This is a genomic window from Streptomyces sp. NBC_00102, from assembly GCF_026343115.1.
In the GTDB taxonomy this organism is placed as follows: Bacteria; Actinomycetota; Actinomycetes; order Streptomycetales; family Streptomycetaceae; genus Streptomyces.
Genome location: NZ_JAPEMC010000001.1, coordinates 2,879,715 through 2,892,343, shown reverse-complemented (window position 1 = coordinate 2,892,343; position 12,629 = coordinate 2,879,715). Strand labels below are relative to the sequence as shown.

At 70.9% G+C, this 12,629-nt stretch carries 12 protein-coding genes; 4 read left to right on the top strand and 8 right to left on the bottom strand.

Going from position 1 to position 12,629, the window contains the following annotated elements; genetic code table 11:
* Positions 1–22: 22 nt before the first annotated feature.
* Positions 23–571, top strand: a complete 549-nt coding sequence (locus OHA55_RS12820; protein ID WP_266705867.1) for a hypothetical protein — start codon at positions 23–25, stop codon at positions 569–571.
* A 23-nt stretch (positions 572–594) separates the two neighbouring features.
* On the opposite strand, the gene OHA55_RS12815 is transcribed toward OHA55_RS12820, so the two are convergent.
* From OHA55_RS12815 to OHA55_RS12805, 3 genes are all read right to left on the bottom strand, one after another.
* Positions 595–1,485 (bottom strand): hypothetical protein, encoded by an 891-nt coding sequence (locus OHA55_RS12815; RefSeq protein ID WP_266705865.1) that lies wholly within the window; start codon positions 1,483–1,485, stop codon positions 595–597.
* A gap of 557 nt (positions 1,486–2,042) precedes the next feature.
* On the bottom strand, positions 2,043–2,315 hold the full coding sequence (locus tag OHA55_RS12810) for a hypothetical protein (protein ID WP_266705863.1): 273 nt from the start codon (positions 2,313–2,315) through the stop codon (positions 2,043–2,045).
* 154 nt (positions 2,316–2,469) lie between these two features.
* Positions 2,470–3,840: a ricin-type beta-trefoil lectin domain protein gene (locus OHA55_RS12805; protein WP_266705861.1), complete on the bottom strand. Its 1,371-nt coding sequence runs from the start codon at positions 3,838–3,840 to the stop codon at positions 2,470–2,472.
* 442 nt (positions 3,841–4,282) lie between these two features.
* Between OHA55_RS12805 and OHA55_RS12800 the strand changes: the two genes are divergently transcribed.
* Both OHA55_RS12800 and OHA55_RS12795 read left to right on the top strand, forming a co-directional pair.
* Positions 4,283–5,059, top strand: a complete 777-nt coding sequence (locus OHA55_RS12800; RefSeq protein ID WP_266705860.1) for a class I SAM-dependent methyltransferase — start codon at positions 4,283–4,285, stop codon at positions 5,057–5,059.
* Positions 5,060–5,988: 929 nt separating this feature from the next.
* The gene (locus tag OHA55_RS12795) at positions 5,989–6,534 is read left to right on the top strand and encodes a DUF4240 domain-containing protein (RefSeq protein WP_266705858.1); all 546 of its coding nucleotides are present in this window, start codon (positions 5,989–5,991) and stop codon (positions 6,532–6,534) included.
* 28 nt (positions 6,535–6,562) lie between these two features.
* Here OHA55_RS12795 and OHA55_RS12790 read toward each other — a convergent pair whose 3' ends face one another.
* The 5 genes from OHA55_RS12790 to OHA55_RS36500 form a co-directional block, all read right to left on the bottom strand.
* Positions 6,563–7,333, bottom strand: a complete 771-nt coding sequence (locus OHA55_RS12790; protein ID WP_266705856.1) for a hypothetical protein — start codon at positions 7,331–7,333, stop codon at positions 6,563–6,565.
* Between the two features lie 205 nt (positions 7,334–7,538).
* Positions 7,539–9,032 (bottom strand): DHA2 family efflux MFS transporter permease subunit, encoded by a 1,494-nt coding sequence (locus OHA55_RS12785; protein ID WP_266705854.1) that lies wholly within the window; start codon positions 9,030–9,032, stop codon positions 7,539–7,541.
* A 223-nt stretch (positions 9,033–9,255) separates the two neighbouring features.
* Entirely contained in the window at positions 9,256–10,002 is a 747-nt protein-coding gene (locus OHA55_RS12780; RefSeq protein ID WP_266705852.1) for an SDR family oxidoreductase, read from the bottom strand.
* Between the two features lie 333 nt (positions 10,003–10,335).
* Positions 10,336–10,785 (bottom strand): hypothetical protein, encoded by a 450-nt coding sequence (locus OHA55_RS12775; RefSeq protein WP_266705850.1) that lies wholly within the window; start codon positions 10,783–10,785, stop codon positions 10,336–10,338.
* 40 nt (positions 10,786–10,825) lie between these two features.
* Positions 10,826–11,911: a DUF4259 domain-containing protein gene (locus OHA55_RS36500; protein ID WP_323180400.1), complete on the bottom strand. Its 1,086-nt coding sequence runs from the start codon at positions 11,909–11,911 to the stop codon at positions 10,826–10,828.
* Positions 11,912–12,019: 108 nt separating this feature from the next.
* Between OHA55_RS36500 and OHA55_RS12760 the strand changes: the two genes are divergently transcribed.
* Complete coding sequence (locus tag OHA55_RS12760) at positions 12,020–12,589, top strand: GNAT family N-acetyltransferase (RefSeq protein WP_266705846.1); 570 nt, start codon at positions 12,020–12,022, stop codon at positions 12,587–12,589.
* Positions 12,590–12,629: the final 40 nt, after the last annotated feature.

The following is a 12,629-nucleotide window of genomic DNA, read 5'->3' as shown; positions in this document are numbered from 1 at the left end:
ACGTCGTGGCACCGTACGGGGCATGGACGCAGCGAGTACGACGACACCGCCGTGGCCGGGTCCCCCGCCAGGTCTTCCGGCGCTGGAGACGACGGCGTGCCGTTACCGGGCGGGCGATGTCCGCCCCGAGGACCTGCCGATGATCGCCGCCGAGGCCCTCGCGGCCGGCCTGGACACCCCGGCGCTCTGCGAACTCGCCGGGCTCCCACGCCACGCGGACTCCCGTGACATCCGAGAGGTCTTCGAGCAGGCCCTCGCCGAGTCCGGAATCGAGCTGCCCGCACCGGGCGTCGCGTGGCGCCATGAGCTGCGTCGCTCGGCGGCGAGGCTGATCGAGGGGGACATCGCTCCCGCGTACCTGGCGGGGGACGGTCTGTGGGACGGGGACGGGTACGAGGGGGCGGCAGCAGAGGGGTTGTCCACGGTGGAGCGGGCGTTCGTGGCACTGATCCCGCCGTGCGACTGCTGCATCGAGTACACGCTGGACCTCGACCGGGGAGCCTGGGAGGCCGAGCTACGGACCGCCGCGCTCGCGCTGGTGGCGTCGACGCCGGTCGTTCCCGGCTGCTGAGCCTGTCCTCGGGCAGCGGCGCCTCAACCCGTCACGGGCGGCGGGGTCGTACGGTTCTGGGCGCCTCGTCGTCTGATGGTCACACCGGCTCGGCCCCGGGGGCGGTCCTGGCGGGGGACCATGCTCGCGCGGACCTGGGACACGCGGCTGCTCACGTCGTCGTGGGGGACCGTGCCGGGCGGGCCCGCGAAAGGCATGAGTTCGCCTCGGCAGGGGCGGCAGAGGCCGTCCGGCATGGCGCTCTCGGGACCGGGCGCCTTGCATTCGCGGCACTCGACGGTGTGATGGCCGTACGGCGCGGGCGGGGGCGGCGGCGGGGCGATCCGGACCGGCGGCATCTTGTCCGTGAGGCGGCGGCGGACGAGCGAGGCGGCGTGGTGGACGGTGGAGGGCAGCCCCGCGGTGAGTGCGTGCAGCAGCTCGTTCTCGTCGGCGCCGCGCTCGAACCACTCGGTGACCTGCGGTTCCAGCATCGTGCAGTCGGCGGCGGAGAGCGACAGCGAAGCGTGGGCCCGGCCCAGCGCCGCCAGCAGGATGAACGCCCGGGAGCGCGTGGGCCGTCGGGCTTCCGGCGGCACGTCGCCCCGTACGAACGCCTCCCACCACTCGGCGTCGCGTGCGGTACGGGAGAAGTGCGTACGGGTCACCCAGAGCAGCTGGGTCTCGTTGGCGACGACGATCCCGTCCCGGTGCAGATGCCCGGCGGCCTGGAGCCTCCTGAGAACCGTGCCCATCGCGCACTGGCCCAGGGGGAGGACCTTGGCGAGGGTCTTCACCGAGATGTCGGCGCCCTCGGGCAGCTGGTCGATGTACGCGGCGACGGCGGCCTCGCGCGGCCGTAGATGGTCGAAGTCGCGTGCGGACGGCGGCTTCTGGTTCGGGGCCGAGCGCTTGCCGTACCCGGGATTGGACATCGGGTGCGGAGTGCGGGGCACGGGGTCGTGCGGGGAGCAGGGGGCAGCACTAAGCTGGCTCGCAGCCATAGGGATCGCCTCTTTCGATCTTGTTGGTCAGACCCCTGGTGGTGTTGCTGCACCGGCAGGGGTCGACTTCTTCTTCGCGGTCTGGTTGAGGCGAACGCTAGATCGTCGGCACCCTGCGTGGCAAGTCGGTCACGAATTGTCAACCCTGCGGAGGTAAACGGGCTCGCGGGGGTGACGCGGGGGCGGCCCGGGGGCGGCCCGGGGGCGGGTCGGGGTCCGGGGTGCCGAACCCGTACGGCGCACGGGCGGTGCGGAGTTGTGCGACGGGGCGCGCAAGCGGGCGGCGCGCGCAACCGACGGAGGCGCTTCGGCTGGGTGCGTCGGGTGGCGGGCGTCGGGCGTGCGCGTCGGGCGGTGTGCGTCGGGGTGGTGTCGACTTCGCGGCCAGGGTGGGTGGGTGGGAAGATAATCCCTTCCACCCATTCCTCTATAAGCGCGCTCGAATCCCGAAACTTGAGACCCGGGAACTCGGGAACCCGGGAACGCTGTCAGCGATCGGCCGCCCAACGCGCGTGCGCAGGCCAGGAGCCCGTGCCGACGATGTGCTCCACGAGCCCGAGCGCCTCGCGGAGGGGAACAGTGTCCTCGTCCGGGTACGCGTCTTCCTGCCCGTTGGAGAGGACGAACCCCTGGCTCGACCCTTTGGCCCCGGGGGTCATGGCGTGTTCGCCGGGATCGCCCTCGTCTTCGTTTCCTTCTTCCTTTCCTTCTTCGTTTTCGGCTTCGAGCAGCATCACCATCGCGCGCTCGGTGTTGGTCACGAAGGCCAGTGACCGTCCGGACGAGCTGGTGAGCCACGTTTCGAGTCGGCCCCTGTCGATCCTCGACCGAAGAACGTCCCGTACTTCGGCGCGGGACACCGGGACGGGGCTGTCGTCGTTGATCACCCAGGACTCGGTCATGAGTGCGACCATCTCACGGGTGGGTCCGTGAGTCGGCTTTCGGCCAGGCGCCTGCGGGCGGGGTCCACCGCTGTTCGGGGCTACCCGTGCAGGCGTGCACGACCAGGGTTCGCCCGTCGGTGCTGTTGGCGTCCGGAACGCACAGGCAGAGTCCCGAGGCCTCGTTGACCAGGGCGTTCGTGGCGGTGTCGTAGGTCCACAGCTTCGACGAGTCGGTGACCGCGCCTCCGGTGCCCGTACCGGCGCAGTCGCGCACCAGCACCGCCGAGCTGGCGGCCGTACCGCTCGCGGCGAGGCAGTAGTCGGAGCGCAGCCGCAGGGTGCCGTCGGCGGCCCGGACCCATGCCTGGTCGGCGTACCCGGCACAGGTGCTGAGGGCGGCCGCGGTTCCGTCGGTGAACCCGCCACGGGGGCCCAGGCATTTACCGGCGAGTCCGGTGACCGCGCCGCGTACCGAGTTGCCGATCGCCAGGATCTGCTCGGTGCCGTCGGCGGCGATGTCGGTCCGGGTCATCGGCGCACACGCGTTGGCGTTGTTCGAGGTGCCGGAGACCCTCGCGGTGAGGGCGCCACCGTTCGCCGTGGGCAGGCCGGAGCGGGCGATGCTCAGAGGCTGGTCGTAGCAGGTGGCGCGGCTGTCGTTCCGCTCGATGTACTCGGTCCGGTCCACCATTCCCGCAGCTGAGATGGCGGTGGCCGGAGTCAGCACGCTGCCGAGTTCGAACGAGGTCCCGGCGGTGGTGTCCCGGACCGTGGCGCCGAACCAGCCGCCGCCTTCGGAAGCCACGGTGAAGGCGTAGGTGTGGCCGGCTGTCCAGTCGAGGGGCATCCGGCAGGTCGTCTCACCTCCAGGTCCGTCGGCGAGCGCTTGATCTGCTCCCGGGCGGGCCTTTTCGCCGGCCTCCTGGCGGGCTTCCTCGCCGCGGAAGCTCTGGCAGTAGCTGCCGTAACTCCCGAAAACGGCCTGGGACGCGTCCCGGACGGAGAACAGGAATCCTCTGCCCGACCCGCCGTTGGACTGCATGCCGATGTAGCCGCCGCTGCCCCCGTCGAACGCGAACCGGTGGCTCCAGAAGACCTGTGAGCCGTGTCCGGGGTCGGCGCGGACGGTGGTCGACCAGCTCACGTCGGTCAGGACCGGCGACCCGGTGAAGGCGTAGGCGGTGTACGTGGCCGGGGTCGTGCCGACTGCGCCCGCCGCTTGGGCGCTGTCCGCCGGACCGATCGAACCGAGGGCGACGAGGACCCCGGTCGCCAGTAAGCCGACGGCGGCCGCCGAGGTCGCCAGCCGACGTAACCCCGGGATCGAGACAAGCCCGCACAGGGGGCGGGCGAGTCTGCGGAGTCCTGCGCCGGTGTTCTGGGACAGAGCCTTGCGATCCACGTCGTTCCCTTTCGGTGGGGTGAGGTGGGGTGGGGTGAGGTGGGGCTTGGCTGAGTGGCGTCCGGCGAGGTGGGGCCGGGTACGTCTTGCTCCTCCTCCCTCGGGGCGCCGCAGTTCCGGTGGAGACCGTAGGGGGCTGTCCGAGGGGGAGTTGGGCAGTTCGGAGGAGTTCGCCTCGGGGCGTCGAGGGACGTGAGAGATTTGTTCGTTCTGTTTACTTGCTCGCGCGTAGCGTCCTGTCTTTCTGCTGCGGGAGCGGCGGCGAGCTTCGTTCACGTTCAGCAGCAGCGTTTGCCGATGGATTTCACCAGCAGTTGGCGATCAGCGCGCTCGGAGACGTTACGAGAAATGACGGCATTGCCGTCAGCGAGGGCGTTCGCGCGGACCACTGGGACTGGGACGACCAGCGCCTCCGGAAGATCAGGCACAGTAGCCTCTGGCCATGCCTGAGACATCGGTGGCGCACTTCTACGACCAACTGGCCGACGACTACCACCTGATCTACTCAGACTGGGAAGCCAGCATTCGCCGACAGGGGGACGCCCTCGGCGCCCTCATCGGTCAGGATCGCGTCGAGGTGCTCGACTGCTCCTGCGGCATCGGTACGCAGGCCATCGGCTTGGCCCTGCGCGGGCACCGCGTCACCGGCACCGATCTCAGCCCTCGCGCCGCCGCCCGCGCAGGCCGTGAGGCCGCCCGCCGCAACCTCGACCTGCGCACGGCAGCCGCCGACATGCGACACCTTCCGTTTCGCGATGGCCGGTTCGACGTCGTCGTCTGCGCTGACAACTCGCTGCCCCACCTGTTGACAGAGCAGGCCGTGCACGCCGCCCTGACCTCGATGCGTCGCGTGCTGCGCCCAGACGGCCTGCTGCTGATCAGCACGCGCCACTACGACGACCTGCTGCGCGACCACCCCGTTTCGACGCCCCCGCAAGTCCACCGGACCACCGACTGCGCCGACGGAGAAGACCGGACCGTCACCTTCCAGCTCTGGCACTGGCACGACGACGGTGAGCATTACGACCTGGAGCACTTCCAACTCCTCCCGGCAGGCGAAGAATGGCGCGTCCAGGTCCGCCGGACCACCTACTGGGCACTCAGCCAGGAACGGCTGACCGGCTTCGCAGCCGAGGCCGGTTTTGCCGACGCCCGATGGCTCATGCCGCACGAGACAGGCTTCTTCCAGCCGCTGCTCGTGGCCCGCGCCGACGAGTAGGCGACTTCCTCGCTGTCCGGCTCGACCGTCGGCCGTGAAGGCAGCGGTCGAGCCGGAACCGGCAGGCGTCAGCGGCCTTTGCCGGGGTGCTCGGCTCGGGCCCCGATGCTGCCCTGACAAGTACCCCAGTGCTGCCGAAAACTACTGGTGAACAAGGCCAGGCGGCGGGCGGCGGTCGTCCACGGCACCTGTTGGCGTCGCGGTCTGGGTGTGCGGCTTCGTAGCCAGGGTGGGTGGGTGGGAAAACAATCCCTTCCTCCCATTCCAATGAAAGAGCGCTCGAATCCCGAAACTTGAGACCCGGGGAGCAGCCCGGGCGGGGGTATCGCGCTCTCACAGCGCCAACGCGGTCTTCTGCGAGGCAGGTTGAAAGGAAATCCCGGAATCATCCGAAGGGGGCTACTTCACAGAGAACCATGGTCACGTAGCGCACTCAATTGCTACGTTCTGTAATCACGAGCCGCCGGGGGCGGTTCGGCAGAGCTTCGGTAGGAGGACGGCCATGTGGAACATGTTGGGTGCGTCGGGTGCGTCGGGCGGGTCGGTCATGCTGGGCGGCTTGGGCGGATGGAGCTGCGGCCGGTTGGGTAAGTGGGGCGCACTGGCGTGGGCGTTGGGAGCCCCGCCGGCAGGGGGCAACCCGCGCATGCACGGGCTACCGGCCCGCCTTCGGGTGCCGGAGCGCGAGGGGTCCGGGTCTCGGGTCCCGGGTGCTGCCGGGTCCCGGATCTCGGGTCCCGGGTCCCAGGTGTCAGCCCCGGATCTCGGGTCCCGGGCCGCCGGGTTCGGGGCCTCTGGTTCCCGGGCCGCCGGGTTCGGGGCCTCTGGTTCCCGGGTCGCCGGGTTCGGGGCCGTGCGGACCGGGGTGCGATGCCCACCGCCCGCCGTGGCCGATGCGGTGTCAGTGCCCGGTGCCATGCTCGGTCGTCATGGACACGGATCAGTTTTGGCGGCTCATCGAGGCTGCCCGCCGACAGGCATCCCACCCGGACGACGGAGGCGAGGTTGCCCGCCTGGCCACGGCGTTGCTCGCCGTACGTCCGGTCGAGGAGATCGTCGCCGCGCAGCAGGTGCTGTGGGATCTCCTGGCCGCCTCCTACACGAACCCTCTGTGGGCTGCCGCATACCTGATCAACGGCGGATGCTCCGACGACGGATTCGATTACTTCCGCGGCTGGTTGATCGCCCAGGGGCGGGAGACCTTCGATCGCGTGGTCGCCGATCCTGACGCCCTTGCGGACGTACCCCTCGTGCGATCGTCAGTGGCCGACGGTGAGGAACTCGACGGCGAGGAGACACTGAGCATCGTCTGGAACGCACACATCGCGGCGACGGGGGAGCAGCTCCCCGACGGTGCGTTCATCATTCGGTACCCGGCGCTCGACGCGGCCTGGGACTTCGACTTCGACGACGACAGTGAAATGGCTGGCAGGCTGCCCCGCTTGGCGGCCCTTGGCCTTGCGGAGTGCGCATAGCGTCCGCGCCTCAGGGCGCGGTCGTGCCTCAGAGTCCGGCCTTGCCGGTGGCCCAGTACGGCTTGGTGGTGACGGCGCGGCGCGGCAGTATCCGGCTGTCGACCAAGGCGGCCCGTTGGCGCTGGATGGACTGGGCGTGCCCCAGCAGCATCGCGCCGTCGAGACGGGAGAACTCGCCCTCTCCGGCGGCGCGTTCGAGCCAGAAGAAGAGTGCGTCGCCCGGGGCCTTGGCGACGGGCAGGAAGTGGTACCGGGGCCAGCGTGCCTCCAGGGCCTCGACAGCGGGCTCGGGTACTTCGATGGCGACGAGCGACTGTTCGCTCACTCGGGCGTAGGCGTCGATGGTGCCGAGGGTGGAGCCGTCGCCGAGATAGAGACGCCGGGACCCGGTCTCGCGCAGTGGCCGGTGCCGGGCTGCCAGCATCACGGTCTCCGTACCGGCCCGCAGGCGGCTCACCCAAGTGGAGCCGGGGCCCTGGGACTCGGTGGAGGCGAGGATGCGGATGCGCTCGCCGTCGGGTCCGTGGCCGGCCTTGTCGTCGGGCCCGCTGCCGGCTCGGAGGTCGGTACCGGTGCCGGTACTGTCCCCGCCCACGCTCCGTACCGTGTAGCGGCGGCTCAGCGTGGGGGCGACGCGGAACTGGATCTCGTGGCCCGGCTGCCAGCCGCCGGGCGGGGGCGAGGCGCGCAGGGTGAGTTCGAGGAACCCGGGAGCGAGCTGCTGCGCATCGAGTACGCGCGCACGGCGCCCCATGGCGGATTCCACGAGTTTGCCTATGAGGGCGGGCGCTTGGGGCATGGGGATCTCTTCTCAGGAGGACCGGCGGGGCTGGACCGGTGGTGCGGGAAGGCCGATGGCACCGACCGGAGACCGGGTGTGCGGGACGGGTCCCGCGCGGCGTACGTGACCTGCACAGTAGGGCCTGTCCGGACGCATGCCCCGGCCGGGTGCCGTCACCCCTCACCTACCACCCGGCACCCGTTCACCAACCGTGCGGAGAGGGTCACTGAGCAGGGGCGACGGTCGCGCCGTCTCCGCCCGTACCCCCGGGCCGCGCCCTCGTCCGAGTTCCGGCCGCTTCCCCGGCCCTCTTCTTCGCGGGAAGGAAGAAGGCGAGGAGGAGCGGGACCGCGCTCAGCCCGAAGGTCCACCAGAACGCGGCGGAGAAAGCCGCAAGCCGGTCCGACGCCGTGGCCGCTCCACCGAGGCGGCTCTGCAGGACCACAGCGATGACCGCGACACCGAAGGGAGCACCGACACGCTGCACCACACTGAACGCCGCACTGCCGCGCGGAGCTTCCTCGTGGCTCAGGTTCGAGAAGGCGAGGGTCATCACCGGGAAGGTCGTGGCAGCGAAGCCGAGCCCCTGGGCGAACTGGGCGACCAGCAACACCGGTGTCCCGCCACGGGTGTCCGCGAGAGCGAACGGCACTGTTCCCAGCATGGCCAACGCCACCCCGGCGGCGACGACCAGGCGACCGTCGAGCCGCCCGGCCACGGCACGCAGCGCCACGACGAAGAACATCGTCCCCAGCCCCTGTGTGACGAGCAGCAGACCGGTGTGGAGCACGGATGCCCCGCGCACCTGCTGGTGGAAGAGCGGCAGCAGGAACGACAGGGCGTACGTCGTGAACCCGCTCGCGAAGGTGATGACGCTCCCCAGGCCGAAACTGCGCCGGGCGAACATCCGGACGTCGACGAGGGCCGGGCGGCGGGCCCGCAGCGAGTGCACGGCGAAGGCGGCCAGCAGCACGCCACCGGCGGCGAGAGGCAGCCAGGCGGAGGGTGCGGCGAACCCGTCCTCCCCGGACGTCCGGCTGATCCCGTAGGCGACGGCGACCACGCCGGGGGTGAGCAGCAGGAAGCCGGGCACGTCGAGCCGGTGGCCGCGGTGTCCCGCGGTCGCGGGCAGCAGGACCGGGCCGAGGGCGAGGGCGGCGAGGCAGACCGGCACGTTGAGGAGGAACAGCCAGTGCCAGCTGAGCGATTGCACGACGGCGCCACCCAGCACCGACCCGAGGAGCGGGCCGAGCAGCCCGGGCAGTGCGACGGCCGTGGTGGCGCGGTCGATCCGTTCCGGACCGGCCGCCCGGGTGATCAACGAGAGGGTGATCGGCATGACCATTCCGCCGCCGATCCCCTGGAGCACACGGAAGGCGATGAGTTCGGGAAGGGAGTCCGCGAGCGCGCACAGCACCGACCCGGCGAGGAAGGCGCCGATGGCGAACATCCACGCGTTGCGTGCGCCGAACCGTTCGGAGAGCCAGCCGCTGACCGGGATCACCGAGACGAACGCCAGCAGATAGCCCGTCGACACCCACTGGGTCTGGGCGACCGAGGCATGGAACGTCGCGTGCAGGTGGTCGAGGGCGATGGTGACGATCGTCGTGTCGAGGAGCGTGATGAAGGTCCCGAGCGCCAGCACCAGCCCGATGAGAGTCAGGCGCCGGTCGGTCACCTCGGGAGTGGCCGTACCGGCCACAGGGGTCGCAGTCATGGCACCTTCCGAAACACGCGCCCGTCGAGCGGGCCTTCTTCCGCGCGCCCGGCGCACGCCGCCAACCCTGCGCGCGCAGCCAACCCAGCGCGCGTCGAAGGCCCGGCGGGGGCGCGGACGCCCGGTACGCCACGTACCGGGCGTCCGGGCGCACTCCCGCCGGGCCCCACCCCCGTAGCTCGCCGGAGGCGCGTCCGTCCGCCGGCCCGGGGCCGGTTCTGGGTCAGCCCAGACCGCCGGTGGCTCGGATGTTCTGACCGGTGATCCAGCGGCCCTCGTCGCCCGAGAGGAAGACGACCACGGCCGCGATGTCGGCGGGCGTCCCGAGACGCCCGAGCGGCGTCATGGCCGGGATCGTCGCCAGCGCCTCGGCCGGGTTGGTGCCCCGCAGCAGATCGGTGTCGGTGGCGCCGGGGGAGATGGTGTTCACGGTGATCCCGCGTGCGCCCAGCTCGGCAGCCGCACCGACGGTGAGCTGCTCCAAGGCGCCCTTGCTGACCAGGTAGGGCACGATGCCCGGGGCCGGCCGCAGGGTGTTGAGGGTGGAGATGTTGATGACTCGGCCGCCGTCGGGCATGTGCCGGGCCGCGTACCGCAGGGTGAGGAACGCGGCCTTCGTGTTCACCGTGAACGCCTGCTCGAAGACCTCCTCCTCGGTCGCGGCGAGCGGGGCCGGTGCGAAGCTCAGCGCCGCGTTGTTCACCAGGATGCTCACACCGCCCGAGGACTGTTCCTCGGCGGCCTCCATCAGCTTCTCGGCCGCCCCGGCCTCCGCCAGGTCCAGCTTCAACGCCCGTGCCTGGCCGCCGGCTTCCTCGACCGTACGGACGACGTCTTCGGCCGCCTCGGTGTTCTGCGCGTAGTTGAACACGACCTCGGCGCCCTCACGCGCGAGTCGCTCCACGATGCCCCGGCCGATCCCCCGGGAGCCGCCCGTCACGACGGCGGTTCTGCCTTCCAGCGTTCCCATGGTGCTCCCCTGCCTTCCGCACACTCCGGACACTTCGGTTCAGCGCTCCGAAGCTACGGACGCTCTACCCGCCGGGCGCCCCGTCTCGCCGACAGCGAAATGCCCTGCGCCGAACCCTCGGAACGTGATGCGTACCCGCCAAGCGGAACCTCGGGCCCCGGAAGCGCCCCGGTGCCCGTGCGGGTGGGGTTGGGGAAGAGGGAAGGGGCGGGGGAGGCTACTGGGAGACCCGAAATCGCGTTCTCACAGCTTCGGTTGGGGTGGTGTCAGAGGCCGGGCATCGCGCAGAATTCACTCGTTAGTGTCACGCGTCGATGGCGGGTCCGATTACTGCTAAAGGCTGCTCGCCGCCGACCCTCCAGGAGTTGCGGGGGCCGGGCGCCTCAGCCACCAGCGGTCCCCTGCGGCCCGAGCCAACTCGGCGTCGTACTGGCTCGCTTCGAAGTGGAACTCCGGCGGGGGATAGGTCCGCGGGTAGTCCCCCACCCACGGGATGGCCCAGTCCGACCACTGCACGATCTCACCGAGCCGCTGTACCACCACGGTCAGGAAGCCGCAGCAATCACCGGTGCACTCGGGCTCGCCCAGTTCGACCCGGATCGCCTCGTCGGTACCCAAGAGCGGGCTGGGGCGGTCCTCCGGCAGCGCCTCGGTCGCGTACATCCCGCGGCCGCCCTTGGCGACGAGATCCTCGCCCACGTCCTCGCCGTTGACCCAGAACCGCACCTGGGTAGGGAATCGGGACCCCCGCGGCAACACCTTCAGTTCCAGACGATCGAACATCTGCTCATCGTATGAACCGCGCCGAAATCGAAGAAGCCCTTTATGGCTCGACGTCGAAGAGGGCGATGGTCGGCGGCGGTGGGGCGAGCACCGCACGGAGACGGGCGAGCGTGGCCTGCCACCGCTCCCAGGCCTTCTGGCCGGTCCAGTCCTGGGACGGTCCGTCCTCGTCGGTGGCGACCCGGGCGACGGCCTGGTCGGCGAGCGCCCGGAGTTCGTAGGGGAACTCGGGCATGGGCGTTCCGGGGCCGTAGGGGGTGCCCACGGGCTCGCCTCCCGGGCACTGCGCCGCGATCAGCGCGGCAGCGGCCACCGCCTCCTCGGCCTCCGACAGCCAGCCCGTGGCATCGATCGTCCGGACGAGGACGGCCCGTATCAAGGCTTCGCGTGCCTCCGGGGTGGAGTCGTCCAGAACCTCGGCGAAGTCCGCAGCCGTGTCGTTGTCGAAGGGGCCGGTGTCCCAGGTGCCCATGGTCGGTCTCCTCGCTCGGCTCGGCCGTGTCTGCGGATCTCCCGCATCGGTCGCCCCGCCCACCGTCAGGTGAGGACGATGGGGCAGCCGCGACGTATCGCGTGCTGGGGCCGCACGCAGGTACAGCGCGACGTAGAACGCCGTGTCCAGGTCCTCGCTCCACGGCCCCGGACGGACGGCGGTCCGCGCCTCGGCCCCCTCCTCCCGGAACCACCCGGTCAGTTCGAGACTGTCATGGGTCGCGGGGGTCTCTTCCGGGAGCCCGATGGCCTGCGCCAGCCTCTCCGCGAGCCGGAGCGCCTGGGGCGCGCCGACCACCAGGGTCTCGTCGGAGTACGGGGCCGGTACCGGCAACCAGATCTCCTCCTCCAGGGAGAACGGCACGAGTACCGACCACCCGTGGAGGATCTCCGTCTCCTCCCGCGACAGGTGCGCGTCGCACAGGTCGAGGAAACCGTCCATGGACCCGGTCAGCTTCTCCTCGAAGGCCTGCCCCGAGCCGGGTGCGAACTCCGGCTCCTCGGGCACGGCGGCGAAGGGCGGCAGCCCCCGCCGCTGCAACTCCCCGGCGAGAGCGCCGGAGACATCGCCCCATCCGTCCTCCCCGGTGTCGAACCACTCCTGCGCGCCCACACTGATCAGGTAGATCCCCATGCGCGGAAACGTATCCGGGGCTACTGACAACGACGATGATCGGCCGCCGTGGAGAACGGCACGGCCGACCGAGCGCCCGGGCGCGGCCGTGCGACAGAGTGGGCACCCATGACGCCACGAGTGACGATCACCATCGAGGGCCTGGAAGGACCCGCCGCGCTCCGATCAGCCGAAGCCTTCAGGCTGATCTACGCCCACGCCTTCGCCGAACCGCCCTACGACGAGACCGAGGACGACGTCGCCGCCGCCTTCCGCCGCTTCTCCGTACAGACCCGCAAGCCAGGTTTCCGCGCGGCCCTGGCCCGTACCGGGGACGGCGAAGCGATCGGTATGGCGTACGGGCACCCGCTCGGGCCCGACGCGGTGTGGTGGGACGAGCTGACGGAACCCGTCCCCGACGCCATGAGGCGCGAGGACGGGCACCGCACCTTCGGGCTCATGGAACTCGCCGTGCGCGGCTCGTGGCGCGGACAGGGCGTCGCGCGAAGGGTGCACGGGGAGTTGCTCGACGCCGTCGACGTCGAGCGGGTGCTCCTGAACGTCCACCCGGCGAGCGAGGCCGCCCAGGCCGCCTACCGGGCGTGGGGATACCGGAAGGTCGGCCAGGCACGACCCGGGGGTTCCGACGCGGACCTCCACGACGTGATGCTCCTCGATCTGCGCCGGGACCACCTCTGACACCGGCCGGCTCGTAGCCGACCGGGCCGGGCCTTCGCCG